Here is a 25,663-nt window from a genome sequence, read left to right on the forward strand (position 1 = left end):
AGGAGGTCAGCGAAGTGACCGGCGCAGATCCTCGAGCAGGTCCTCGACGTCCTCGATGCCGACGCTGAGCCGGACGAGGTCGTCGGGCACCTCGAGCAGTGAGCCGGCAGTGGAGGCGTGCGTCATGGCCGCGGGCAGCTCGACGAGCGACTCGACGCCGCCGAGGCTCTCGGCGAGGGTGAAGAGCTCGAGCTTCTTGCACATGTCGAGAGCCGCCTCGCGGCCCCCCGAGAGCCGGATCGAGACCATCCCGGCGTACCCCGGCCAGCGGACCTCGGAGATGCTCTCGTGGCCCTGGAGGAGCTCGACGATCGCGGCGGCGTTCGCCGTGTGTCGGTCCATCCGCACCGAGAGCGTCTTGAGCCCGCGGAGCGTGAGGAAGACGTCGAACGGACTCGGCACACCGCCGGCGCCGTTCTGCAGGAAGCCGAAGGCCGCGTCCAGCTCGGGGTCGTCGGTGACCAGTGCGCCGCCGACGACGTCGGAGTGGCCGCCGAGGTACTTCGTCGTCGAGTGGAGAACCACATCGGCGCCGAGCGCGAGCGGCTGCTGGTAGTACGGCGTCGCGAAGGTGTTGTCCACGACGAGCTTCGCGCCGGCGTTGTGGGCGACCTCGGCGACGGCGGCGATGTCGGCGACGTTGAGCAGGGGGTTGGTCGGAGACTCGATCCACACGACCTTGGTCTCCGGCGTGATCGCCTCGGCGATCGCGTGCGGGTCGTCGACGGGTGCGACGGAGTAGGTGATCCCCCAGTGGGTGAGCACCTTGTCGATCAGCCTGAAGGTGCCGCCGTACGCGTCGTTGGGGATGACCAGGTGGTCACCCGGCCGCAGCATGGATCGCAGGGCGGCGTCGGTCGCCGCCATGCCGGAGGAGAAGGCCCGGCCGTGGGTGCCGCCCTCGAGGGCCGCGATCGCTGTCTCGAGCGCGCGTCGGGTGGGGTTGCCGGTGCGGGCGTACTCGAAGCCCTCGCGCAGTCCGCCGACGCCGTCCTGGGCGAAGGTCGACGAGGCGTAGATCGGCACGTTGACGGCACCGGTGCGGGGGTCCGGCTCCTGGCCGGCGTGGATGGCGCGGGTGGAGAAGCCTGGGGTCTCGGTCACTTGTGCACTCCCAACAGGTCGTGGCGCGTGATCACGCCGAGGGGCTTGCCGTCGTCGACGACCATCAGGGCGTCACTCTCGATCAGGAGGTCGACGGCCTCGCTGGCGAGCTGGCCGGATCCGATGAGCGGGAGCGGCGGCTCCATGTGCTGGCCGACGGCGTCGGTCAGGTGCGCCTTGCCGGTGAAGACGAGGTCGAGCAGCGCGCGCTCGCTGACGGAGCCGGCGACCTCGCCCATGACGACGGGCGGCTCGGCGCCGACGACCGGCATCTGGCTCACGTTGTACTCGCGGAGGATCTCGATCGCGTCGCGGATCGTCTCCGACGGGTGGGTGTGGACGAGCGCCGGCATCTCGCCGGACTTGGCGCGCAGCACCTGGCCCACGGTCGGCGTCTCCGGCTCGTGGCCGTCCAGAGTCGTGCGCAGGAAGCCGTAGGAGCGCATCCACTCGTCGTTGAAGACCTTGGAGAGGTAGCCACGACCACCATCGGGAAGCAGGACGACGATGACGGCGTCCGGGCCCGCGGTCTCGGCGACCTTCGCAGCCGCCACGACGGCCATGCCGCAGGAACCACCGACGAGGAGGCCCTCCTCGCGGGCGAGGCGACGGGTCATCTCGAACGCATCGGCATCGCTCACGGCGATGATCTCGTCCGCGATCTCGGGGTCGTAGGCGCTCGGCCAGAAGTCCTCGCCGACGCCCTCGACGAGGTAGGGACGGCCGGTGCCGCCGGAGTAGACCGAGCCCTCGGGGTCGGCACCGATGACCTTGACCTTCCCGCCGCTCACCTCCTTGAGGTAGCGGCCCGTGCCGGTGATCGTGCCGCCGGTGCCGACGCCCGCCACGAAGTGCGTGACCCTACCGTCGGTGTCGTGCCAGATCTCCGGGCCGGTGGTCTCGTAGTGCGAGCGCGGTCCGGCCGGGTTGGAGTACTGGTCCGGCTTCCACGCGCCGGGCTCGGCGGCGAGGCGGTCGGAGACGTTGTAGTAGCTGCTGGGGTGCTCGGGAGGGACCGCGGTCGGGCAGACGACCACCTCGGCGCCGTACGCCTTCAGAACGTTGCGCTTGTCCTCGCTCACCTTGTCGGGGCAGACGAAGATGCACTTGTAACCCCGCTGCTGCGCGACCAGTGCCAGACCCACGCCGGTGTTGCCGGACGTCGGCTCGACGATCGTGCCGCCGGGCTGGAGCAGGCCGGCCTTCTCGGCGTCGTCGACCATCGCGGCGGCGATGCGGTCCTTGCTGCTGCCGCCGGGGTTGAGGTACTCGACCTTGGCGGCGACGACGGGTCCTTGTGGGACCACCTTGGAGAGTCGGACGAGCGGGGTGTTGCCCACGAGCTCGACGACGTTGTCTGCGATGCGCATGGGCACCATTCTTGCCTGATCTGTGGTCAGGCCAGCAGTCCCCGTACGAACGCCGCCTGGCCGAGGTGCTGGGTGTCGTCGTTGACGACGCTGACGAGCCGCACGCCGAGCGTCACCGGAGGATCCCATCGCGTGTCGACGACACGGTCGAGATCCTCGGGGGTGAGGGTGTCGAGATAGGCCACGGTGGCGGCGTACGTCGCCCGGAAGTACGCCGACAACTGCTCAGCCGTGGCGCGTACCTGCCCGACCTCCTCGGTCGTCTGGCCGTATCCATGGGCGGCGTCGTCGAACGGCAGGTCGAAGTCGCGGGCGAAGCCCTGGGAGGTCCAGACCTGCTCGGTGCCGGCCACGTCGGCGATGTGGTCGTCCTGGACGCGGGTCAGGTGCCAGACCAGCCACGCGATCGTGTTGGCCTGGGGTCCGACACGGTGGGTCAACTGCTCGTCGGTGAGCCCGTCGACGACCTCAGGGACGGCCTCCTCGAGCCGTCCGAAGGCCTCCTTCAGCAGCTCGATCGGTGTCATCGGGCCGGGACGTTCTTGTCGTCGGTCGGCATCGCGAACGCCATGATCTGGTCCGCGTCATAGCTGCGGCCCTCGTGGGCCTCGCTCAGGTGCTTCTGGACCGTCTCGACGAAGGTGTCGTTGAAGTCCACGATCCGCTCGCCGCAGGGGCAGCGCAATGACAGTGCCATGCCCTGAGTCTCACACGATCAGGCAAGCGCGCGCCGCGCACGGAGGACGAGGTCGTTGACGTGGTGCGAGGCGGCCGTGCCGTGGTCGCGGGGCCGCATCTCGTTGACCTCGACCTGCCAGCCCTCGGCCATCTCGTCGAGGAAGTCCTCGATCCGGACGTACGCGTCGGGGTCGAACGCCTGTGGACGGGGCGCGTCCTGCTCGAGATCCGTGAGGTCGTGGTTGACGATCAGCAGGGTTCCTCCGGGAGTGACGGCCGCAAGGATGTTGCGGATCGCACGACGGTCCGGCGTGCGAGGGATCGATGCGTAGTGGGCGGTCACCAGGTCGAACTCGTCGGCGGGGAAGGGCTGCCGGCCGTTGGCGTCAGCATGCAGACAGGCGACGTCGAGACCGTGCTGCTCGGCGGCCGCTGCGGTCCGCTCCAGCGCGTTCGCCGAGACGTCCGCGGCGGTCACGGTCCAGCCCTGTCGGGCCAGCCAGAGGGCGTCGCCGCCCTCACCGGCACCGACGTCGAGGGCGCGTCCGGGCGTGACGTCGGACATCTCGTCGACGAGTGAGCCGTTCGGGTGGCCGCTCCAGATCTGGTCGCCGCTGTAGCGGTGGTCCCAGTCGGCCTCGCCAGGAGAGGGGCGTGCCGCGGTCCTGAGGTCCTCGGCGGCGAGGTCGGACGCAATCATCGCGCCGACCTTGGTGCCGTGACCGGCCGCGTGCAGCACCTGGTGGCTCGGGTCGGTGATGTTGCCGGCGGCGAAGACGCCCTGCACCGTCGTCTGGCCCAGCTCGTCGACGGCGAGAGCATCGCCGAGGCCACTGGGATCCGGCTCGGCGGTGAGGCCGAGCGGCTTCAGCGGCTCCACCCGCGCACGGAACCGCGACCCGACCACGAGGACGTCGGCGGCGACCGACTCGCCGTTGTCGAGTTCGAGGGCCTGCAGCTCTCCTGTCGGTCCGTCGACGATGCGCCGCGCCTCAGCCCGTACGACGGAGACGCCGGCGCCCTCGAAGTGGTCGACCTTCTCCGGGTCGACGTCGACCGACGCCGGGACCACCACGGTGAGCCGGTCGGTGAGATGTGCGAAGATCTGGGCCGCATGCAGGCCCATGGGGTGGTTGATGACCTGGACGATGCGCTGATCACGGACCTCGTGGCCGTGGCAGAACGGGCACTGGATCACGTCCCGTCCCCAGTGCGAGGCGATGCCCTCGATGTCCGGCAGTTCGTCGGCCAGTCCGGTCGCGGCCAGCACGCGGCGGGCCACGACCGAGACGTCGCCCTCCAGCTCGACCCGGAAGGGGCCGTCGTCCACCTGCGTCACGCGGGTCACGACGCCGGACAGGATCTCGCCGCCGTAGCTGCGGACCTCCTCGCGGCCGAGCGCAGTGAGCTCCTCCGGCGGGAGGCCCTCGTGGCCGAGATAACCGTGCATGTGGGACGCCGGGGCATTGCGGGGCTCGCCGGAGTCGACGACGATCACGGAACGCCGCTGGCGGCTGAGCTGCAGCGCCGCGCCTAGACCAGCGGCTGAGCCGCCGATCACGCACACGTCGACGTGGCGTTCGGCCGAGCGGTGCTGCTGCGGCGCGGTGCTGTGGTCGTGCGCATGGCTCATGCGCACGAGGCTACGGCTCGGGCCCGAGAGCTAGGGCTGTGACAGAGCCCGTAGGTAGCGTTCGGTGATGGCGTCCTGAACGCGTTCAGCGACAGGCTTGGCCAGTCGACCCAGTGCGGTTGCCGGTCGGGAGAAGGCCGTGACCCGGAACTGGATGCCCTCAGAGGTGCGGGTGATGAGGAACGCCTCCTCGCCTGATTCAGGGTGGCCCTCCAAGGTGCCGTAGGCGAACCCGACTCGATCGGGCTCATCGATGACGGCGACGACGAGACATCGAGGCCGTGCGGCGACAGGCCCGACTCCGAGCCGCATCTCGACGACCGCACCCTGCTCGACCTGGCCCGAGGCGCGCACGGTGAGTCCCGCGCCCTCCTGAACCTGCCAGGCGAACAGCGCCTTCGTGGCCTGGGACCACTCCGTCGTCGGAGGGAGGGGCACCGATCGTCGGACATGCCGATAACCGAGGGGCAGGTCGGCGGCGAGGCTCATGCCGATCTCGTCGTACGTCAGCGGCAGCTGTCGTAGGCGACGTTGCTCGGTTTCGCTCAGGAGGCGCACCCGGGCATCGTGTCAGGCCCGCCGAGGTCGGTGGTGCCGTTGCGGTCGACGATGAAGGTCAGGCCGTGGGGGCTGGTCCATTCATGGACGCCGGGTTCGAGTTGTCGGTAGCGCCAGGCGGTGTGGGTCTTCACGCGGTGGTGATGTCGGCACAGGCAGGCGAGGTTGCCGGTCCGGGTCTGGTCGGGTGGTCCGTCCTCGGTCCATGCGTCGGTGTGGTCGAGGTCGCAGGCCTCGGCGGGGCGGTTGCAGTGCGGGAAGGCGCAGGTCCGGTGCAGTTCGATGACCTGGTCGCGGAGCCGGCCGGCAGCGAACCGACCGGTTGAGACGGCTTCGACGTTGAGGTCGAGCACAGGTTTCACGACGATCTTGGAGTGACTGGCCCAGCGCTGCAGTTGGGCCACGGACACCATCCCGAGGCGCTGCCCGGTCAGCGTGTGGACCGAGGCGATGGTGTCGCCCTCGGCGACGCGGACGACCAAGTTCAACGTCGGGGGCTCCACAGTGACCGTCGCCTTGCTGCCTTGGCCGTCGGTGGTCTGGTGGTTGAAAGCTACTTCGCCACGGGCGAGCATCCCGACCGCCATCGAGCGTCGGACGGCTTTGGGGAGGCTGGGGTCGATCTGGTCGGCAATGTCGTCCAGGACGGCGTCGAACGCGAGTCCGTCGTCGATATCGAGCCGGCTGGTCATCTCCATGGTCGTGGCGGATCCGTGACGGGGTAGGTGAGAGGTGACGTGGCGGGCGGCGAGCTCGTGGGCTTCGTCCTCGACGAGTTGCTCGGGGTCGAACCGGGCGATGGCTTCCTCGACGAGCCGGTCCAGGGTGGCGAGACCGACCTTCTGGGCGCGGGACGCGACCTGGCCGTCGACCCACGCGGCGGCTTCCCGCGGCAGGGTCATGGTGGCGTCGGCGATCCGTCGGGCCCGCCACCCATCGACGCGACCTGCCTGTACGCCGGCCCACACGCGCGGTAGGCGGTGGACGAGCTCGATGGCCTGGGCCAAGAAGAGCCGCCCCGAGCGGAGGGTGCGGCCGGTGGAGGCAGCGAACTCGGCGACGGCGAACTCGGTGACCCAGGTGCCTCCGTCGCCACCCAACAACAACTCGCCTTCGGAGCCGGGGATCTCCTCGTCCTTCTCCAAGAGGGGGGCGGCGTGCTGCCAGTCGGTGACTTCGTGGAAGGAGGCGTACTGGGCGGCGAGTTTGATCTGGGTCGCCTCCTCACGCTGGGCGCGTTTCTGGGAGGCCCGGAACTCGGCGAAGACAGCGGCGCTGTCGTCGGCATCACCGGATGCGACGGCTGCTGCGGAGCCCGAGGTCATGGACTCGCGTCAGCCGGCGAGGAAGCTGAAGCGGACCTCACGGTCCGAGTTGTCGACGTTGAGGTCGACGAGGCAGATGCTCTGCCAGGCGCCGAGCATCAGCTCGCCACCGACCACCGGCACGGTGGCGTAGGGCGGAATCAGCGCGGGCATCACGTGGGAGCGGCCGTGGCCGCGGGAGCCGTGCCGGTGCTGCCAGCGGTCGTCGGCCGGTAGAAGCTCGCCCACCGCGGCGAGGAGGTCGTCGTCGCTGCCGGCACCGGTTTCGATGATCGCCAGGCCCGCCGTGGCGTGAGGCACGAAGAGGTTGAGCAGCCCGTCGCCGCGACCGGAGGCGAAGGAGGCACAGTCCCGCGTGAGGTCGAGGACGACCTCGCGGTCTCCGGTGCGGTAGGTCCGGGTCTCGCTGTCCATACGTGCAGTGTGCCCGCCGGATCCACCTCAGCCGAAGGACATCCGGAAGTCGCGCATCCGCACCGACAGCAGCGGGCGGCGGCCGGCGAGCCAGGAGAGTGGGCCGTCAGCGGCGAACTCCCAGGACCCCAGGCAGGGCAGCGCGCGCGAGCTTCCTGTCAGAGACGCGGTCACCCAGTCTCCATCACGTGGCTGCACCGTGTCCCCCGAGAACGGAAGGCGTACGGCGACGCGCGAGGTGTCACGGAACCGAGCTGCCGCGAGTTGCCGGGCCTCGGCGCTCACCGACCACTGCGCCCGGTCGACGAGCCGGCCCTCATTCCGCTTCAGCGTGAAGTCGGCGAGCTCCTTGGGAATCGCCCAGAGCTCTCGCCCGCCGGCCATGGAGGCGGGGGAGTCCACCCAGATGTCCGTGACCGTGACGCCCTTGTGCGGCTTGTCGGCGACCCGGGCCACGAGCAGCTCGGAATAGGTCAGCGGGCTGCCGGGCTCGTAGGAGACCAGGGCGACGCCGTACATGCCCTTCGGTCGCTGCTCGTCGACGGGCTCGGAGACGCGGAAGAGGGACAGCCAGAGCTGTCCGACCATGTTCCACGGCGGTGCGGGATAGGACTCGACCATGCGCACACACTAGAACGTGTTCCACATTTTGTGCCCCCGGCAGGATTCGAACCTGCGGCACCTGGTACCGGAAACCAGTGCTCTATCCCCTGAGCTACGGAGGCAACGCACGGGCGCGGCATTTCGCCGGGCCGGTGCGGGACGACACTACAGGGCATCGTGGGAGGGCGGCGAAACCGGGTCGTTGGCACGCAGAGCGCGCCGATAGGCTTGCCCGGTGACCCCCGAGCAGCTCTCCTCAGCCATCGTCGATGTCCTCCGCGACCTCGCGACGAGTGGCGACCTCACCCTTCCTGACGGCGTTCCGACCACGGTCACGGTCGAGCGCCCGCGTCAGAAGGGGCACGGCGACTATGCGACGAACATCGCGATGCAGCTCGCCAAGAAGGCGGGCACCAACCCGCGCGCACTGGCCGAGCTCGTCGCCGTGCGGCTCAAGGACGCCGAGGGTGTGGCGGACGTCGAGATCGCCGGCCCGGGCTTCCTCAACATCACGGTCGAGGCGGGTGCGCAGGGCGAGATCGCCGCGCAGGTGCTCGCCTCCGGCTCGTCGTACGGCGACAACGACGCCCTCGCGGGGGAGAAGATCAACGTCGAATTCATCTCGGCCAACCCGACCGGCCCGCTCCACCTCGGTCACACCCGCTGGGCCGTCCTGGGTGACGCGATCGGCCGCGTCCTCAGCGCCGCCGGCGCGGAGGTGACCCGCGAGTTCTACATCAATGACCGCGGTGTCCAGATGAACCACTTCGCCAGCTCGATCATCGCCGCGGCGACGGGCCGGCCGACGCCGGAGGGCGGTTATGCCGGCGCCTACATCGACGACCTCGCCAAGGCGGTCGGCGAGGCGCAGCCCGGCATCTTCGAGCTGCCCGAGGAGGAGCGACTCGTCGCGGTGCGGGCCAAGGGCTACGAGCTCCAGCTCAAGGAGCAGCAGGAGCAGCTCGAGGGCTTCAACACCCACTTCGACGTCTGGTTCTCCGAGCTCAGCCTCCACGAGGCCGATCAGGAGAACGGCGGCGTTCCCCACACGCTGAAGAAGCTCGAGGAGCTCGGCCACGTCTACGAGGACGGCGGCGCGCTGTGGATGCGCACCACCGACTTCGGTGACGACAAGGACCGCGTCCTGATCAAGTCCGACGGTGAGCTCACCTACTTCGCCTCCGACACGGCGTACTACCTCAACAAGCGCAGCCGTGGCTTCGACCGCTGCATCTACCTGCTGGGCGCCGACCATCACGGCTACGTCGGCCGTCTCAAGGCCATGGCCGCCTGCGCCGGCGACGACCCGCAGCGGAACATCGAGGTGCTCATCGGGCAGCTCGTGAAGATCATGAAGAACGGCGAGGAGGTCAAGCTCTCCAAGCGCGCCGGCAACATCGTGACCCTCGACGAGCTCGCCCAGGAGATCGGCGTCGACGCCCTGCGCTACAGCCTCGCGCGCTATCCCGCCGACAGCCCGCTGACCCTCGACATCGCCGAGATCACCAAGGCCTCGAGTGACAACCCGGTCTACTACGTGCAGTACGCCCACGCCCGGATGAGCTCGATCATCCGCAATGCCGTCGACCTCGGCGTCACGCTCTCCACCGAGCACCTCGAGCTGCTCACCCACGACACGGAGGGCGTGCTCCTGCGCGCCCTGGCGGAGTTCCCGCGCGTCGTCGCGAGCTCCGCGAACCTGCGCGAGCCGCACCGCGTCGCCCGCTATCTCGAGGACACTGCGGCGCTCTACCACCGGTTCTACGACCAGTGCCGCGTACTGCCGCAGGGCGACGAGGAGGCCGGCGACCTGCACCGGGCCCGCCTCGCGCTGGTCGAGGCGACCCGTACCGTCCTGGCCAACGGCCTGGGCCTCCTCGGCGTGAGCGCTCCGGAGCGGATGTGAACAACAGCCACGTCAGCCCGGGGTCCTTCACCGGCACGAGTCCGGTCTGGCTCAAGGAGCCCGACGACGTCAACGACCTGATGCCCCACCTGTGGTCGCAGACGGCAGAGAAGCGTGACGGCGACCTGTACGTCGGCGGCCTCTCCATCCCGGAGCTGGTCGCCAACGTCAACACGCCCGCCTTCATCCTCGACGAGGACGACTTCCGCAGCAGGGCCCGTGCCTTCAAGGAGGCGTTCGCTCCTGCCGACGTCTACTACGCCGGCAAGTCCTTCCTCTGCACCGAGGTCGCCCGCTGGATCGATCAGGAGGGCCTCTGCCTCGACGTCTGCTCCGACGGCGAGCTCACGGTCGCCCTGCGCGCCGGCTTCGATCCCGAGCGGATCGGCTACCACGGCAACAACAAGACGGCGATGGAGCTTCGCCGCGCGATCATCGCCGGCGTCGGGAGGATCATTGTCGACTCCTTCGACGAGATCGAGCGGATCGGCGCCATCACCGCCGAAACCGGTACGCCGGCACGCGTCATGATCCGTGTGACCGCGGGCGTCGAGGCCCACACCCACGAGTTCATCGCCACCGCGCACGAGGACCAGAAGTTCGGCTTCTCGATCAGCAGCGGCGATGCCTTCGGGGCCGCCCGGCGGATCCTGGAGCACCCCGGCATCGACCTGCGCGGGCTGCACAGCCACATCGGCTCGCAGATCTTCGACACCGCCGGCTTCGAGGTCGCGGCCCGCCGCGTGCTCGCCCTGCACGCGAAGATCGCCCACGAGCTCGGCCACGTCATGCCCGAGACCGACCTCGGCGGCGGCTTCGGCATCGCCTACACCAGCCAGGACGACCCCAAGCCCCCGGTCGAGCTGGCCGCCGGCATGCGCGAGATCGTCACGCAGGAGTGCCGTGGGCTGGGCATCGAGGAGCCGCATCTCTCGATCGAGCCGGGCCGTGCCATCGTCGGGCCGAGCATGTGCACCGTCTACACCGTCGGCACGGTCAAGCAGGTCGCGCTCGACGGCGGCCACACCCGTACCTACGTCAGCGTCGACGGCGGCATGAGCGACAACATCCGTACCGCGCTCTACGACGCGGACTATTCGGCGACCCTCGCGTCCCGCACGAGCGACGCGGCGCCCGTGGTGGCGCGCATCGTCGGCAAGCACTGCGAGTCGGGCGACATCGTGGTCAAGGACGAGTTCCTGCCCTCCGACATCCGCCCCGGTGACCTCGTCGCCGTCCCGGCAACCGGCGCCTACGGCCGCTCGATGGCGTCGAACTACAACCACGCCCTGCGCCCGCCCGTCGTCGCCGTCAAGGACGGCGTCGCCCGCACGCTCGTGCGCCGGGAGACCGTCGAGGACCTGCTCACCACCGACCTCGGGTGAGGGCGTACGCCCGCACGACGGTCGGGGTCTTCTGCCTCGCGTTCCTTTTCGCCTTCGAGGCGCTCGCGGTCGCGACCGTCATGCCCGACGTCGCCGCCGACCTCGATGGGCTGTCGCTCTATGCCGTGGCCTTCGCGGCACCGATGGCCGGACAGGTGCTCGCACTGACGGTCGCCGGCCCGTGGATCGACCGTCGTGGCCCCGGCCCCGCGATCGCGCTCGGCGTCGCCGTCTTCGCCACCGGCTGCCTGCTGTGTGGCGCGGCCCCGACGATGATGATCTTTCTGGGCGGCCGCCTCCTGCAGGGCCTCGGCGCCGGCGCCTACTCCGTCGGCCTGTACGTCGTCGTCGCACAGGCCTACCCGGAAGAGCTGCGCCCACGGGCCTTCACCGTCCTCTCCGCAGCCTGGATCCTCCCCGCACTCGTCGGTCCGGTGCTCGCAGCGACCGTCGCCGACGTCGCAGGCTGGCGATGGGTCTTCCTCGGCATTCCCGTGCTGGCCCTGGTCGCGTGGCTGCTCGTCCGTGCCGCGGCAACCGGCGGCGGCAGCGGGCACGCGCCGTTCTCGCTCGACACCTTCCACAGCGCGGCCGGGGCGGCGCTCGGCGTACTGCTGGTCAGCGTTGCCGGCCAGGTCGACGTCGTGATCCGGGTGCCGCTGCTCACGGTCGGTGTCGCCTGTGCGGTACTGGCCGGACGCTCCCTGTTGCCCGCACGGACCTGGAGCGGCGGCCGCGGACTGCCCAGCATCATCGGCACCCGCGGCCTGATCGGTGCTGCTTTCGCCGGTGCGGAGGCCTACATCCCTTTGCTGTTGCACCTCGACCGCGGCCTCAGCCTCAGTCACGCAGGCTGGGCACTCACCGCTGGTGCCGTCACCTGGTTCCTCGGCTCGTGGCTCGCCGGCCGACGACTCGGCATCCTGGGTGATCCCGTCGTCGGCGTGCGCCTGGGGGTGGCGGCCCTCGCCGTCGGCGTCCTCGGCTTCGCGCTCGTGGCCGTCGACGCGGTGCCGCTGGCGATCCCGATCGGCTCATGGGGCGTCGCAGGTCTGGGCATCGGCATGGCCTTCTCCACTCTCGGCGTCCTGACGCTCGAGGCGGCGCCGGAGTCTGAGCACGGTCGGGCATCGTCGGCGCTGCAGCTCAACGACGCACTGGTGCAGGCGCTCGTGCTCGCCCTCGGCAGTGCCGTCTTCGCCGCGTACGCCGCCTCCCACCCCGTCCACGGGGCGGTGGTCCTCGTGGTAGCGGCGGGCGCCCTGGCCGCCGCGGCCTCGTGGCCTGCCCTGCGACTTCGGCAACCGGGCCCTACCGCCGATAGCCTGTGACCATGCCTCCCCTCAAGGTCGCCCTCCTGGGCGGCGGTTCTGTCGGTTCCCAGGTGGTGAGGCTGCTCACCGAGCAGGCGACCGACCTCGAGGCGCGCGTCGGTGCTCCACTCGAGCTGACCGGCGTGGCCGTGCGCGACCTCGACGCGAAGCGTGACTTCGACATCCCACGCGAGCTGCTCACGACCGACGCCCGCGCCCTCGTGACCAGCGGTGTCGACGTCGTCATCGAGCTGATCGGCGGCATCGAGCCCGCCCGCTCGCTCATCCTCGCCGCCCTCGAGTCCGGCGCAAGCGTCGTCACTGCCAACAAGGCGCTCCTGGCCGAGGACGCCTCGACGCTCTTCGCCGCCGCCGAGAAGGCCGACCGCGACATCTTCTTCGAGGCCTCCGTCGCCGGCGCGATCCCGCTGCTGCGCCCGCTGCGTGAGTCGCTCGCCGGCGACCGCGTCCGCCGCGTGCTCGGCATCGTCAACGGCTCGACCAACTACATCCTCGACAAGATGGACCGCGAGGGCAGCGACTTCGACGTCGTCGCCGCCGAGGCCAAGGAGCTCGGCTTCCTGGAGGCCGACCCGACGCTCGACGTCGAAGGCTTCGACGCCGCCGCCAAGGCCGCGATCCTCTCGACCCTCGCCTTCCACACCCGCGTCACGATCGACGACGTCTACCGCGAGGGCATCAGCTCCGTCACCGCCGACGACGTCTGGGGCGCCCACCAGATCGACTCCGTGATCAAGCTGCTCGCGATCTGCGAGCTCTCCGACACCGCCGACGGCCCGACGGTCAGTACACGGGTCCACCCCGTCCTGCTGCCCTCCAGCCACCCGCTGGCCGCCGTGCGCGAGGCCTTCAACGCCGTGTACGTCGAGACCGAGTCTGCGGGCCAGCTGATGTTCTACGGCCGTGGCGCCGGGGGAGCCCCGACGGCGAGTGCGGTCCTCGGTGACCTCGTCACGGTCGCCCGGAACCGACGTGTCGGTGTGCGCGGCGTCGGTGAGTCGACGTACGTCCAGGCGGAGATCCTGCCGATGGGACACGTGCGCACGTCCTACTACGTCGCCCTCGACGTCGCCGACGTCCCCGGCGTGCTGGCCGCGGTGGCGACCGTCTTCGCGAAGCACAGCGTCTCCATCCGCCTCGTGCGGCAGGAGGGGGAGGGAGACGACGCGCTCCTCGTCGTCGTCTCACACCCGGCGCTCGACGCCGATCTCTCCGCGACCGTCGAGGACCTCCGGGGCATGCCCGAGGTCCGCAACGTCGCCTCCGTCCTCCGTGTGGAAGGTTTCGAGTCATGAGTACGCACCAGTGGAGGGGAGTGATCGAGGAGTACCGCGATCTGCTCGACATCCCCGCCGGCACCCCTGCGATCACGCTGGGGGAGGGCGGCACGCCGCTCGTCCACTCCGGCTGGCTGTCCGACCTCACCGGCGGGGAGGTCTGGCTCAAGGTCGAGGGCCAGAACCCGACCGGCTCGTTCAAGGACCGCGGCATGACCGCCGCGGTCTCGGTCGCCGTCCACGAGGGCGCGATGGCCTGCGTCTGCGCCTCGACCGGCAACACGTCGGCCGCGATGGCCGCGTACGCCGCCAAGGCCGGCATCACGCCGATCGTGCTCGTCCCCGACGGCAAGATCAGTGCGTCCAAGATGGCCCAGGCTCTTGTCCACGGCGCCCAGGTGATCCGTGTCCGCGGTAACTTCGACGACTGCCTCAAGCTCTCCCGCGGTCTCGCCGAGGCGTACCCGGTCGCCCTGGTCAACTCGGTCAACCCGGTCCGGCTCGAGGGCCAGAAGACCGCGGCCTTCGAGGTCGTCGACCGCCTCGGCGACGCGCCCGACTTCCACCTCATGCCGATCGGCAACGCCGGCAACATGAGCGCCTACTGGCTCGGCTACAAGCAGTACGCCGCCGCCGGCAACGCCACCAAGCGACCGGTCATGCGGGCCTTCCAGGCCGAGGGTGCCGCTCCGCTCGTGCTCGGCCACCCGGTCGAGGAGCCCGAGACCCGCGCCACCGCGATCCGGATCGGCAACCCCGCCTCGTGGGCGCTCGCCGAGGCCGCGCGCGACGAGTCCGGTGGCCGGTTCAAGGCGCTGTCGGACCAGAAGATCCTCGAGGCGCAGGCCGCCCTGGCCCGCAACGAGGGCGTCTTCGTCGAGCCCGCGTCGGCCATCGGCGTCGCCGGCCTCTTCGACGACCTCGCCTCCGGTGACTCCTACTCCGGGGCCACGGTCGTCATCACCGTCACCGGTCACGGCCTCAAGGACCCGGCCACCGCGCTGGAGTTCTTCGGTGAGGTCCGCGAGATCGTCGTGGACGCGGACATCGACGCTGCTGCTGCGGCCGCCGGTCTTGTCTGACTTCGTCGCAGGACCGGTCACCGTCACCGTCCCGGCCACGTCGGCGAACCTCGGTCCCGGATACGACACCCTCGGGCTGGCGCTCGAGTGGCGTGACACCCTCACCGCCTCGGTCATCGCCTCAGGCCTCGAGGTCTCGGTCGAAGGCTCCGGCTCGGACACCGTCCCGCTCGACGAGACCCACCTCGTCATCCAGTCGATGTACGCCGCCTTCGACGCCCTCGGTGGCCGGCCGCACGGCCTGCGGCTGTCGTGCGTCAACGTCATCCCGCACGCCCGCGGGCTCGGTTCCTCTTCGGCGGCCATCGTCGGCGGCCTCGCTCTGGCCCGTGCGCTCGTCGTCGACGGATCGGCGCGGCTGGACGACGTCGCGCTCTTCGAGCTGGCCGCGTCGATCGAGGGACATCCGGACAACGTGGCTCCTGCCGTCTTCGGTGGTCTGACGATCTCGGGCCACGAGGGTGAGACCTTCCACAGCGTCAACGCCCCCGTTGCCGAGGCCGTCGGCGTCGTGGTCTTCATTCCGCCGACGGGCGTGGAGACCAAGGTGGCGCGGGGACTGCTGCCCGTCGACGTACCGCATGCGGAGGCGGCGCAGAACTCGGGCAACGCGGCGCTGCTCGTCACCGCGCTGGCCGGACAGCCCCAGCACCTGCACCGCGCGACGAAGGACTTCCTGCACCAGGAGTACCGCCGCCCCGCGATGCCGACGTCACTGGCATTCGTCGACGAACTCCGGGCGGACGGAGTCCCGGCGGTCGTCTCGGGCGCCGGCCCGACCGTGCTGGCGTTCGTGACGTCCCCGGAGGACGCCGACGTCCTGCTTGCGCGTTGCCCGTCGGGGTGGGTTGCCCGTTCCCTGCAGGTGGCCTCCGCGGGCGTGCTACTGTCGCCGTGACGCGCCGCACAGTACGGCGCCCACTCCCGAGCACGAACGCAGCGAACGGCCATGTCTCGGCCACTGCCGACCGGGAGCTCTGCACAAGCACGTAAGGACTCACGTGACAGAAACCATCGAAGCCCCCTCGGACAACGCTGCCTCCACGGCGAAGAAGAAGTCCGGCGGGCTCAACGCCATGCTCCTGGCCGACCTCAAGTCGATGGCCAACGGCATGGGGATCGCCGGCGCCGGCTCCATGAAGAAGGCCGACCTGGTCGCCGCGATCAAGGGCGCCCAGGGCGCCGCGCGTCCGGCCGCCAAGGCCGAACGACCGGCCGAGAAGCAGGCGGAGAAGCCGGCCGAGAAGCCCGCGGAGAAGCCGGTCGACAAGGTCGACAAGGCCGAGAAGCCCGCCGAGAAGTCTGCCGAGCAGACGAACGACAGCGACGCGGGTGAGCAGCGCGAGCCACGCGCGCCTCGCGACCGCCAACGCAACACCGGCCAGAACAACCAGAACAACCAGCCCGCCCAGAACAACCAGCCCGCCCAGAGCAGGCAACAGGGCAATGCCCCCGCCCAGCGCGAACAGCGCGAACAGCGCGAACAGCGTGAGGACCGCGAGCAGGGCGGCCAGCCGAACCAGACCGGCCAGCAGGGCGGTCAACAGTCCGGTCAGTCGACCGACGGCGAGGAGGGTGGCTCCCGTCGCAACCGCCGCCGCCGCGGACGTGACCGCGCCGACCGTCCGGCCGGCAACCCGCGTGGCATCGACACCGAGATCCGTGAGGACGACATCCTCGTCCCGGCCGCGGGCATCCTCGACGTGCTCGACCAGTACGCGTTCGTCCGCACCAGCGGCTACCTGCCCGGTCCCGACGACGTCTACGTCTCCCTGCCGATGGTCCGCAAGATGGGCCTGCGCCGCGGCGACGCGATCACCGGCCAGGTGCGTCAGCCGCGGGAGGGCGAGAGCAAGCAGAAGTTCAACCCGATGGTGAAGATCGACTCGGTCAACGGCGCTGCTCCCGAGCTCGCCGCCAATCGGGTGGAGTTCTCCAAGCTGACTCCGCTCTACGCCAGCGACCGCCTCCGGATGGAGACCACGCCGGACAACATGATCGGCCGCGTCATCGACCTGGCCTCGCCGATCGGCAAGGGCCAGCGCGGCCTGATCGTCTCCCCGGCGAAGGCCGGCAAGACGATGATCATGCAGTCGATCGCCAACTCGATCACCGTCAACAACCCCGAGGTCCACCTCATGGTCGTGCTCGTCGACGAGCGTCCCGAGGAGGTCACGGACTTCGAGCGCAGCGTCAAGGGTGAGGTCATCTCCTCGACCTTCGACCGACCGGCCACCGACCACACGATCGTCGCGGAGCTCGCGATCGAGCGCGCGAAGCGGCTCGTCGAGCTCGGCCACGACGTCGTCGTACTCCTCGACGGCATCACCCGCTTGGGCCGCGCCTACAACCTGGCCGCCCCGGCCAGCGGCCGGATCCTGTCGGGCGGTGTCGACTCGGCAGCTCTCTACCCGCCCAAGAAGTTCTTCGGTGCCGCCCGCAACATCGAGAACGGCGGTTCGCTCACCATCCTCGCCACGGCTCTGGTCGAGTCCGGCTCGAAGATGGACGAGGTGATCTTCGAGGAGTTCAAGGGCACCGGGAACATGGAGATCCGCCTGCGCCGCGACTTCGCGGAGAAGCGGCTCTTCCCGGCGATCGACGCCGTCGCCTCCGGCACCCGCCGTGAGGAGCTCCTGATGAGCAACGAGGAGCTGCAGATCATCTGGAAGCTCCGGCGCGTGCTCTCCGGCCTCGACGGCCAGCAGGCCCTCGAGCTGCTCCTGGAGCGGCTGAAGAAGACCTCGACCAACATCGAGTTCCTGACGCAGATCCAGAAGACGACGCCGGGCGAGGACTCCTAGCTTCCTGGCGTTTCGCCCTGGGGAGCCAGCTGCTCGGACAGGGCGGCGGCGGCCTCGTCGATGATCTTCCGCATCGCACGCTCGGCCGCCGCCGCGTCCTGCGCACGGACGGCACGCGCGACCTCCTCGTGGAGCGCGATCGCCGCCGGATTCGGGTGGTGCGGCATCAGCCCGTGGTGGGTGCGCCCGCCCAGCACCTCGCTGACCACGTCGCCGAGTGAGGCGATCATCTCGTTGCCGCTGGCGGCCAGCAGCACGCGGTGGAAGGCCTGGTCGGCCGCGAGGTAGGCCTCGAGGTCGCCCGCCCGACCGTGCACCTCCATGTCCGAGACGGCCGCGGCAAGCTGGCGACACTGCTCGGGCGTCGCGCGTACGGCGGCGAGCGACGCGGCGGCCGGCTCGATCCCGACTCGCAGCTCGGACAGGGAGAGCAGCTGGGCGACGCGATCGGTCCCGTCGAGCCGCCAGCGGATCACCCGCGGATCGAAGACGTTCCACTGCGCCCGGGGCTGCACCGTGATGCCGACCCGCCGCCGGGACGCGAGCAGGCCCATGGACTCGAGCACCCGGACCGCCTCGCGCGCCACGCTCCGCGAGACGCCGTACGTCTGGCAGAGACCCTCGAGGTTCAGTACCGACCCTTCGGGGTGCTCTCCGGAGACGATGGCCACTCCGAGGGAGGAGAGCACCGAGCCGTGCAGCGCGTTCACAGCGCTGATCTTAATGGGCAGATCATTGGATCGATCTACTTGAAAAAGGCATACGTTTGCGTTTCACTGTGACGGTGAACACATCTCGGCAGTCGGGCTCGTCAGTGAGTCCTCTGGTCGTCGTGATGGGCGTCTCGGGCTCGGGCAAGTCCTCAGTCGGGGCGGCGCTCGCCCAGCGGCTCCGCGTCCCGTTCGCCGATGCCGACGACCTCCACCCGCAGGCCAACATCGACAAGATGGCGGCCGGCGTGCCGCTCGACGACCACGACCGCCATCCATGGCTCGAGGCGATCGGGACATGGCTCGCGGCCCATCAGGAGCGCGGCGGCGTGATCAGCTGCTCGGCGCTCAAGCGGAAGTACCGCGACCAGCTCCGGCACCACGCCGGGCACGTCGTCTTCCTGCACCTCCACGGCACCCGCGAGATCATCGCCGCCCGCCAGGCCAGCCGACCCGGGCACTTCATGCCTGCCTCGCTGCTGAGCTCGCAGTTCGCCACCCTCGAGCCGCTCGCCCCGGAGGAGCGCGGTCTCGTCATCGACGTCGACCAGTCGGTCGACGCCATCGTCCAGGAGTACGTCGACCGCTCGGTCGATCTCAACGAGGAGAAGTCATGACCCTGTCCGCCCTCGTCCCGACAGGCCTGGCGGCCGCCGGGACCGATCTGGTCGACCCCGTGGCCCCCGGCTGGCAGCTCATGCTGGCCGCCCTCGCAGGCATCGCGGTCATCGTCGTCCTCATCATGGTGCTGAAGCTGCACCCCTTCCTCGCGCTGATCCTCGGGTCCTTCACCGTCGGCCTGGTCGCGTGGGAGAACGTCAACGACGTCCTCACCTCGTTCACCACGACGTTCGGCTCGACCGCCGCAAGTGTCGGCCTCCTGATCGCGCTCGGTGCGATGTTCGCCAAGCTCCTCGCCGACTCCGGCGGTGCCGACCAGATCGTCGACACGATCGTCGGGCACGCCTCGCCCCGGATGCTGCCGTGGGCGATGGCCCTGATCGGTGCGATCATCGGCCTGCCGATGTTCTTCGAGATCGGTGTCGTCCTCCTGATGCCCGTGATCTACCTCGTGGCCCGGCGCGCACGGCTGTCGCTCGTCGTGGTCGGCATCCCCGCCCTCGCGGGCCTTTCGGCGATGCACGGCCTCGTCCCGCCGCACCCGGGCCCGCTGCTCGCGATCGACAACCTCGGTGCCGATCTCGGCACGACCCTCGGCCTCGGCGTCCTCGTGGCGATCCCGACCGTGATCATCGCCGGCCCGCTCTTCGGGCGGCTCGCCGGCACCTGGGTGCAGGTCGAGGCCCCGACGACCTTCGACGCCGATGACCGCTCGACGGGTAGGCGCCCCAACTTCGTCGTGACGCTGTGCAGCGTGCTGCTGCCTGTCGCCCTCATGGTCGGCAAGGCGCTCGTGGACATCCTCATCGACGACCCGGACAACGGCCTGCAGAAGGTCTGGGACATCCTCGGCAACCCGCCGATCGCCCTGCTCCTCGCGGTCGTCGTCGGCATCTTCACGCTCGGTGGCGGCGCCCGCTTCACCCGCGACCAGGTCAAGGCGTCGCTGGAGAGCTCGCTCCCTCCCATCGCCGGCATCATCCTGATCGTGTCCGCCGGTGGTGGCTTCAAGCAGGTCCTCATCGACACCGGCATCGGTACGGTGCTGGCCGACTGGGCGACCGAGCGGAACATCTCCGTCATCCTCATGGCGTGGGTGCTCGCCGTGCTGATCCGCCTCGCGACGGGCTCGGCCACGATCGCCACGATCACCGCGAGCGGCCTGATGGCCAGCCTCATGGCCGGCCAGTCCAGCGCCGAGGTCTCGCTCGTCGTCCTCGCCGTCGGCTCCGGTTCGGTCTTCTTCAGCCACGTCAACGACGCCGGCTTCTGGCTGGTGAAGGAGTTCTTCGGCCTCACCGTCCCGCAGACGCTCAAGAGCTGGTCGCTGATGGAGACCGTGCTGTCGGTCTCGGGCCTGGTCTTCACCCTCCTGCTCAGCATCGTCGTCTGACGCTGCCGAGGCGGGAATTAGGAGCGCCGCCCGGCTGTTCCTAGACTTGTCACATTCCGGACCCGGTTCACCCGACGCAGCCGCGGCGGGACCCGGAGCCACTCACCAAAAGGAATCCTTGTGAAGACTGACATCCACCCCGAGTACGTCGACACGCAGGTCACCTGCACCTGTGGCGCGTCCTTCACCACCCGCAGCACCATCACCTCGGGCGCCATCCGCGCCGACGTGTGCAGCGAGTGCCACCCGTTCTACACCGGCAAGCAGAAGATCCTCGACACCGGCGGTCGCGTCGCGAAGTTCGAGGCTCGCTACGGCAAGAAGTGAGCTAAGGCCCTGTTCGACGCAGTCGAAGGGCTGATCGCTGAACACGGGGAGATCGAGCAGAAGCTCGGTCTCCCCGAAGTTCATTCCGACGCCCGACTCTCCAAGCAGCTCAACACCCGCTACGCGCAACTGTCGGCGATCATCGCCACCTACCGCGAGTGGCTGGGGTTGGCCGACGACATCGAGGCGGCCGAGATGCTCGTCGCCGAGGACCCGTCCTTCGCCGACGAGGCTGCTGCTCTGCGCACCCAGCGCGAAGTTGCGGCCGAGCGCCTCCAGCGCCTGCTCATCCCACGCGACCCGTCCGACGACAAGGACGCGATCCTCGAGGTGAAGTCCGGCGAGGGCGGCGAGGAGTCGGCGCTCTTCGCGGGCGACCTGCTCCGGATGTACTCCCGCTTCGCGGAGCGCCTCGGCTGGAAGACCGAGATCATCGACGCCGCCGAGTCCGACCTCGGTGGCTACAAGTCGGTGACCCTCGCGGTGAAGGCCAAGGGGACGCCGGAGCCCGGCCGGGCGCCGTACGCGCTGCTGAAGTTCGAAGGCGGAGTCCACCGCGTCCAGCGGGTGCCCGTCACCGAGAGCCAGGGCCGGATCCACACCTCGGCCGCCGGCGTGCTCGTCATGCCCGAGGCCGAGCAGGTCGACGTCGAGGTCAACGAGAACGACCTGCGCATCGACGTCTTCCGGTCCTCGGGCCCCGGCGGACAGAGCGTCAACACGACCGACTCGGCCGTGCGCATCACGCACCTTCCCACCGGGATCGTGGTGAGCTGCCAGAACGAGAAGTCACAGCTGCAGAACAAGGAGTCCGCGCTCCGCATCCTGCGCTCACGCCTCCTCGCGGCCGCCGAGGAGGAGGCTGCGGCAGCCGCTTCCGACGCACGCAAGTCGCAGATCCGCACCGTCGACCGCTCCGAGCGGATCCGCACCTACAACTTCCCGGAGAACCGCATCTCCGACCACCGGACCGGCTACAAGGCCTACAACCTCGACACCGTCCTCGACGGTGAGCTCGGCCCGGTGCTCGAGTCGGCCGTCGAGGCCGACCTCGCGGCCCGGCTCGCCGCCCTCGAGTCGTGAAGCGCCGCGAGCTCCTCGCGGCGGCGATCGCTGAACTCGAGGCCGGCGGCGTCGCCTCACCCGCCGTGGACGCCGACCTGCTGCTCGCGCACGTCCTCGACGTCCCGCGTGGCAACCTTCTGCTGGTTGACACCGTTTCGCCGGAGGCGGCCGCCGACTTCGCCTCCCTCGTCGAGCGGCGGGCTCGGAGGGAGCCCCTGCAGCACCTCACCGGCGTCGCCCATTTCCGGTACGTCGACTTAGGTGTCGGCCCCGGCGTCTTCGTGCCCCGCCCCGAGACCGAGCTCCTCGCCGGCTGGGCGATCGATGCGCTGGTCGCGGTGCGAGCGGAGCGAGCCTCGAGACCACCGGTCGTCCTCGACCTCTGCACCGGCTCCGGCGCCATCGCCAAGGCCATCAAGGACGAGGTTCCCGAAGCCGAGGTCCACGCCGTCGAACTGAGCGAAGAGGCCCACCGCTGGGCCGAGCGCAACCTCGAGGGCACCGGTGTGGACCTCCGACAGGGAGATGCGTTCGACGCCTTCGACGACCTCCTCGGCCAGGTGGACGTGGTCGTCTGCAACCCGCCGTACATCCCCCTCGAGGCGTGGGAGAGCGTGGCGCAGGAAGCCCGGGATCATGATCCCCATCTCGCGCTCTTCTCCGGTGACGACGGCCTCGACGCGATGCGGCGCCTCGCCGACCGCGCGGCGTTGCTGCTCAGGCCCGGCGGCGTCGTCGGCGCCGAGCATGCCGACGAGCAGGGGCCCGGCGCGAGCAACGGGGGAGCCGCGGCGGTCTTCGCGGCCACCGGTCGCTGGACGGAAATCCGCGATCACGACGACCTGGCGGGCCGTCCGCGCTTCGTGACCGCGAGACTGGCACGATGAGCGCCATGGCGCAGCGACTCCCCACGACCTTCGAGCAGGCCCGCGCCGGCGCGATCTCGATCGCCGCCGACGCCCTCGTCCGCGGCGAGCTCGTCGTCCTGCCGACCGACACCGTCTACGGCATCGGCGCCGACGCCTTCAACCCGAAGGCCGTCCAGGCGCTCCTCGACGCCAAGGGCCGTGGCCGCCAGATGCCGCCTCCCGTCCTGGTCAGCGAGGTGGCGACCCTCGACGCGCTCGCCACCGCCGTGCCGGCATGGGCGCGAGCCCTGGCCGACGTCTTCTGGCCCGGACCGCTGACGCTGGTCTGCCGGGAGCAGTCCTCGCTGCAGTGGGACCTCGGCGAGACCCACAGCACCGTCGCCATCCGCGTCCCCGACCACCCGGTCGCGCTCGCCCTGCTCGAGCGGACCGGCCCCCTGGCCGTCAGCTCGGCGAACCTCACCGGTCAGCCCGCGGCGACCGACGCCGACGCGGCCGAGGAGATGCTGGGGGAGAAGGTCGCCGTGATCCTCGACGACGGCGCCACGCCCGGTGACTCCGACTCGCCGTCGACGATCGTCGACGCCACCTCCGCGACGCCCCGGCTGCTCCGCCTCGGTGCGCTCTCCGTCGACGACCTCAATCGCGTGCTGGCCGAGCACGGCGAGGCCATCGTGGCCCCCGAGGCGCCCATCCAGTGAGGGCGTTCCTCCTCCTCTTCCTCGTCGCGGGCTCGGTGACCTACCTCCTCACCGTGGTCTCGCGCGAGATCGCCCTGCGCACGGGGGCGGTGGCGAAGGTGCGCGACCGCGACGTGCACGACGAGCCGATCCCGTACATGGGCGGTGTGGCGATGTTCGGCGGTCTCGTCGCCGCCTATCTCGTCGCGCGGGAGGTGCCGTTCATCAGCGGCGGCTCGCCCTTCATCACCCGCGATGCCGGCGCCGTGCTCATCGCCGGGGGAGTGATCTGCCTGGTCGGCGTCCTCGACGACATCGTCGAGCTCGACGCCCTCACCAAGCTGGGCGGGCAGGTGATCGCGACCGCGGTCCTGATCGGCTTCCACATCCAGTACTACTGGGTCTCCACAGGAAACGAGCACGTGTTCGTTCTCGACCCAGCCCAAGGCGCCCTGGTGACCGCACTCGTGGTGATCGCGACCGTCAACGCGGTGAACTTCATCGACGGCCTCGACGGCCTCGCCGCCGGAGTCGTGGGCATCGGCGCCCTGGCGTTCTTCGCCTTCTCCTACACGCTCAGCCGGGTCAACGAGGTCGATCGGGCCACCACTCCAGCGCTCCTGGCCGTCGCGCTCGCCGGAGCGTGTGCCGGCTTCCTGGTGCACAACTGGAACCCCGCGCGACTCTTCATGGGCGACTCGGGCTCGATGCTGATCGGTCTGGTGCTCTCCGCAAGCGCCGTCAGCCTCTCGGGCACGTTCACCTCGGGCCAGCTCAGCCAGGGCGCCGGTGGAGCCCAGTCGAGTCTGCTCCCGACGTTCCTGCCGATCGCCCTGCCGCTGCTGATCCTGATCGTGCCGCTGGCCGACCTCGTCCTCGCCGTCGTACGCCGCACCCGGGCCGGCCGCTCGCCCTTCGCTCCGGACAAGCAGCACCTGCACCACCGCCTGCTCGAGATTGGCCACAGTCAGCGACGGGCCGTCCTGATCATGTGGCTGTGGGCGGCCCTGATCGCCTTCGGCTCGGTCTTCGCGAGCCTCTACACCGGCGCGGTGGTGTGGGTGATCCTGGCCGTGTCCCTCCTCGGAACCCTGGCGTTGACGTTCGTCCTTCCCAAGGTCCACGCCCGGGTCGCTCTGGATCGTTCAAGTTAGGTGACCCGAAGTGCTTGTGCTAACTTTCACAAGCACGCCGAGTAGGGTGTGTCGAGCCCCTGATCCGCGAGAAGAAACGGCCGCCCTCATGACGACCGAAACCCGCCGCACCTATGTGCTGCGCGGCGCGCTCTCGTGGTCCGCGGCCCCCGTGGTCCTGGCGATCGTCATCGGCGCACTCGTCTCCGGCAGCGCCGGAGCGATCGGCGCGGCGGTCGGCGGCCTGGCGACGTTGGTCGTCCTGGGCGCCGGCACCTGGCTCGTCGTACGCGTGGCCAGTGCCTCGCCCGCGGCCTCCCTGCTCGCCGCGCTCTGCGTCTTCACTGCGCAGGGTGGCCTGCTTCTCGGCACTCTCGCGATCGTCTCGGCGGTCACCGACGGCGCCCAGCTGAACTGGTGTGCGGTCGCCGTCATCGCGGTCACCCTCGTATGGACGAGCGCCTTCGGGTACTTCGTCCGCAAGGAGCGGATCCCGCTCTTCGACCTCTCCGGGGCCGGTGCCTGATGGACGTCACGTCCTGCTATCTTTCGCCCCGATCCCACGACCTGAACCAGGAGAACGCGTGAGCCTGCTCGCCACGATGATCCCCGCCGAGGACTTCACCGCTCCCGGCCCGTCGGACTTCGACCTTCCGGCGGTCTTCGGGGACGTCACGAAGCCGATGCTGCTCGTGGTGCTCTCCGCCATCATCGCCGTCGGCCTCTTCTGGGCCATGTCGCGCAAGGCCGCGATCGTCCCGGGCCGCCTGCAGTTCGCCGGCGAGTACGTCTACGGCTTCGTGCGCAACACGATCGCTCGCGACACCATCGGTGGCCACGACTACATGAAGTACGTGCCGCTGCTGTTCGGCATCTTCACGGTCGTCCTGATCAACAACTTCTTCGGTGTCATCCCGTTCATCCAGTTCCCGACGATGTCGCACATCGGCTACACCGCCGCCATCGCGCTCGTCATCTGGGCGACGTACAACATCGCCGGCATCATCAAGCACGGGTTCTTCGGCTACCTGAAGCACCAGACGGTGCCCGCGGGCATCAGCGGCCCGATCCTGATCATGCTGATCCCGCTGGAGTTCTTCTCCAACATCATCGTCCGGCCGTTCACGCTCGCCCTGCGTCTCTTCGCGACGATGTTCGCCGGTCACCTGCTGCTCTCGCTGTTCTCCATCGGCGGCGAGTTCCTGATCCTGCACCACGACCCCAAGGCCCTCGGCGTGACCGCCGGTGTCCTCTCCTATGTCATCGGCATCGGGGTCAGCTTCCTGGACATGCTGGTCATGTTCCTGCAGGCCTACGTCATCACTCTGCTGTCGGCGATGTACATCGGCAGCGCAATCGCTGACGAGCACTGAGCTCGTCTCCAACCGAAAG

Annotated in this window: 26 protein-coding genes and 1 tRNA gene; 16 read left to right on the forward strand and 11 right to left on the reverse strand. The window is 69.7% G+C overall.

What is annotated here, in order from left to right:
* Window positions 1-6: 6 nt before the first annotated feature.
* The 10 genes from LH076_RS05210 to LH076_RS05255 all read right to left on the reverse strand — a co-directional run bounded on the left by LH076_RS05210 (window position 7) and on the right by LH076_RS05255 (window position 7,807).
* On the reverse strand, window positions 7-1,104 hold the full coding sequence (locus LH076_RS05210; RefSeq protein ID WP_227782938.1) for a cystathionine gamma-synthase: 1,098 nt from the start codon (window positions 1,102-1,104) through the stop codon (window positions 7-9).
* Window positions 1,101-2,474, reverse strand: a complete 1,374-nt coding sequence (locus LH076_RS05215; RefSeq protein WP_227782939.1) for a cystathionine beta-synthase — start codon at window positions 2,472-2,474, stop codon at window positions 1,101-1,103. The genes LH076_RS05210 and LH076_RS05215 overlap by 4 nt, the downstream gene beginning before the upstream one ends.
* Window positions 2,475-2,500: 26 nt before the next feature.
* The gene (locus tag LH076_RS05220; protein WP_227782940.1) at window positions 2,501-3,001 is read right to left on the reverse strand and encodes a mycothiol transferase; all 501 of its coding nucleotides are present in this window, start codon (window positions 2,999-3,001) and stop codon (window positions 2,501-2,503) included.
* Window positions 2,998-3,171, reverse strand: a complete 174-nt coding sequence (locus tag LH076_RS05225; RefSeq protein WP_227782941.1) for a hypothetical protein — start codon at window positions 3,169-3,171, stop codon at window positions 2,998-3,000. Before LH076_RS05225 ends, LH076_RS05220 begins: the two co-directional genes overlap by 4 nt.
* Window positions 3,172-3,189: 18 nt before the next feature.
* Complete coding sequence (locus LH076_RS05230; protein WP_227782942.1) at window positions 3,190-4,785, reverse strand: bifunctional NAD(P)/FAD-dependent oxidoreductase/class I SAM-dependent methyltransferase; 1,596 nt, start codon at window positions 4,783-4,785, stop codon at window positions 3,190-3,192.
* Window positions 4,786-4,815: 30 nt separating this feature from the next.
* Window positions 4,816-5,343, reverse strand: a complete 528-nt coding sequence (locus tag LH076_RS05235) for a DUF1990 family protein (RefSeq protein WP_227782943.1) — start codon at window positions 5,341-5,343, stop codon at window positions 4,816-4,818.
* Window positions 5,331-6,668 (reverse strand): HNH endonuclease signature motif containing protein, encoded by a 1,338-nt coding sequence (locus LH076_RS05240; protein ID WP_227782944.1) that lies wholly within the window; start codon window positions 6,666-6,668, stop codon window positions 5,331-5,333. The genes LH076_RS05235 and LH076_RS05240 overlap by 13 nt, the downstream gene beginning before the upstream one ends.
* 9 nt (window positions 6,669-6,677) lie before the next feature.
* Window positions 6,678-7,082 (reverse strand): YjbQ family protein, encoded by a 405-nt coding sequence (locus LH076_RS05245; RefSeq protein WP_227782945.1) that lies wholly within the window; start codon window positions 7,080-7,082, stop codon window positions 6,678-6,680.
* A 27-nt stretch (window positions 7,083-7,109) separates the two neighbouring features.
* Complete coding sequence (locus LH076_RS05250; protein ID WP_227782946.1) at window positions 7,110-7,703, reverse strand: acetoacetate decarboxylase family protein; 594 nt, start codon at window positions 7,701-7,703, stop codon at window positions 7,110-7,112.
* A 31-nt stretch (window positions 7,704-7,734) separates the two neighbouring features.
* Window positions 7,735-7,807: transfer RNA gene (locus tag LH076_RS05255), tRNA-Arg, on the reverse strand.
* A 113-nt stretch (window positions 7,808-7,920) separates the two neighbouring features.
* On the opposite strand from LH076_RS05255, the gene argS reads away from it, so the two are divergent.
* The 7 genes from argS to rho all read left to right on the forward strand — a co-directional run bounded on the left by argS (window position 7,921) and on the right by rho (window position 17,473).
* Window positions 7,921-9,591 (forward strand): arginine--tRNA ligase, encoded by a 1,671-nt coding sequence (argS, locus tag LH076_RS05260; protein WP_227782947.1) that lies wholly within the window; start codon window positions 7,921-7,923, stop codon window positions 9,589-9,591.
* Entirely contained in the window at window positions 9,588-10,976 is a 1,389-nt protein-coding gene (gene lysA / locus LH076_RS05265; protein ID WP_227782948.1) for a diaminopimelate decarboxylase, read from the forward strand. The genes argS and lysA overlap by 4 nt, the downstream gene beginning before the upstream one ends.
* Entirely contained in the window at window positions 10,973-12,307 is a 1,335-nt protein-coding gene (locus tag LH076_RS05270) for an MFS transporter (RefSeq protein ID WP_227782949.1), read from the forward strand. The genes lysA and LH076_RS05270 overlap by 4 nt, the downstream gene beginning before the upstream one ends.
* Window positions 12,308-12,309: 2 nt before the next feature.
* Window positions 12,310-13,605, forward strand: a complete 1,296-nt coding sequence (locus LH076_RS05275) for a homoserine dehydrogenase (protein WP_227782950.1) — start codon at window positions 12,310-12,312, stop codon at window positions 13,603-13,605.
* Window positions 13,602-14,669 carry a threonine synthase gene (thrC, locus tag LH076_RS05280; RefSeq protein ID WP_227782951.1) on the forward strand — a complete coding sequence of 356 codons (1,068 nt, stop codon included), beginning with the start codon at window positions 13,602-13,604 and terminating at the stop codon, window positions 14,667-14,669. The genes LH076_RS05275 and thrC overlap by 4 nt, the downstream gene beginning before the upstream one ends.
* Entirely contained in the window at window positions 14,662-15,567 is a 906-nt protein-coding gene (gene thrB, locus LH076_RS05285; RefSeq protein ID WP_227782952.1) for a homoserine kinase, read from the forward strand. The genes thrC and thrB overlap by 8 nt, the downstream gene beginning before the upstream one ends.
* A gap of 202 nt (window positions 15,568-15,769) precedes the next feature.
* Window positions 15,770-17,473, forward strand: coding sequence for a transcription termination factor Rho (rho, locus tag LH076_RS05290; RefSeq protein ID WP_415753320.1), 1,704 nt, complete (start codon window positions 15,770-15,772; stop codon window positions 17,471-17,473).
* On the opposite strand, the gene LH076_RS05295 is transcribed toward rho, so the two are convergent.
* A complete protein-coding gene (locus LH076_RS05295; protein ID WP_227782953.1) occupies window positions 17,470-18,183 on the reverse strand; it encodes a FadR/GntR family transcriptional regulator in 714 nt (237 codons plus the stop codon). The genes rho and LH076_RS05295 overlap by 4 nt on opposite strands.
* A 104-nt stretch (window positions 18,184-18,287) precedes the next feature.
* Here LH076_RS05295 and LH076_RS05300 point away from each other — a divergent pair, with 104 nt between their 5' ends.
* The 9 genes from LH076_RS05300 (at window position 18,288) to atpB (ending at window position 25,644) form a co-directional block, all read left to right on the forward strand.
* A complete protein-coding gene (locus LH076_RS05300) occupies window positions 18,288-18,800 on the forward strand; it encodes a gluconokinase (RefSeq protein ID WP_227782954.1) in 513 nt (170 codons plus the stop codon).
* On the forward strand, window positions 18,797-20,197 hold the full coding sequence (locus LH076_RS05305) for a GntP family permease (RefSeq protein WP_415753141.1): 1,401 nt from the start codon (window positions 18,797-18,799) through the stop codon (window positions 20,195-20,197). The genes LH076_RS05300 and LH076_RS05305 overlap by 4 nt, the downstream gene beginning before the upstream one ends.
* A 120-nt stretch (window positions 20,198-20,317) precedes the next feature.
* Entirely contained in the window at window positions 20,318-20,524 is a 207-nt protein-coding gene (gene rpmE, locus LH076_RS05310) for a 50S ribosomal protein L31 (RefSeq protein WP_227782955.1), read from the forward strand.
* 9 nt (window positions 20,525-20,533) lie between these two features.
* A complete protein-coding gene (gene prfA, locus LH076_RS05315; protein WP_227783580.1) occupies window positions 20,534-21,607 on the forward strand; it encodes a peptide chain release factor 1 in 1,074 nt (357 codons plus the stop codon).
* Window positions 21,604-22,476 (forward strand): peptide chain release factor N(5)-glutamine methyltransferase, encoded by an 873-nt coding sequence (gene prmC / locus LH076_RS05320; RefSeq protein ID WP_227782956.1) that lies wholly within the window; start codon window positions 21,604-21,606, stop codon window positions 22,474-22,476. Before prfA ends, prmC begins: the two co-directional genes overlap by 4 nt.
* Window positions 22,473-23,159, forward strand: coding sequence for an L-threonylcarbamoyladenylate synthase (locus LH076_RS05325; protein WP_227782957.1), 687 nt, complete (start codon window positions 22,473-22,475; stop codon window positions 23,157-23,159). Before prmC ends, LH076_RS05325 begins: the two co-directional genes overlap by 4 nt.
* Window positions 23,156-24,292 (forward strand): glycosyltransferase family 4 protein, encoded by a 1,137-nt coding sequence (locus tag LH076_RS05330; protein ID WP_227782958.1) that lies wholly within the window; start codon window positions 23,156-23,158, stop codon window positions 24,290-24,292. The genes LH076_RS05325 and LH076_RS05330 overlap by 4 nt, the downstream gene beginning before the upstream one ends.
* Window positions 24,293-24,380: 88 nt before the next feature.
* Window positions 24,381-24,797, forward strand: a complete 417-nt coding sequence (locus LH076_RS05335; protein ID WP_227782959.1) for a hypothetical protein — start codon at window positions 24,381-24,383, stop codon at window positions 24,795-24,797.
* A gap of 58 nt (window positions 24,798-24,855) precedes the next feature.
* Window positions 24,856-25,644, forward strand: coding sequence for a F0F1 ATP synthase subunit A (gene atpB, locus LH076_RS05340; RefSeq protein ID WP_227782960.1), 789 nt, complete (start codon window positions 24,856-24,858; stop codon window positions 25,642-25,644).
* Window positions 25,645-25,663: the final 19 nt, after the last annotated feature.

The sequence above is a fragment of the Nocardioides sp. Kera G14 genome, from assembly GCF_020715565.1.
Lineage (GTDB): Bacteria > Actinomycetota > Actinomycetes > Propionibacteriales > Nocardioidaceae > Nocardioides.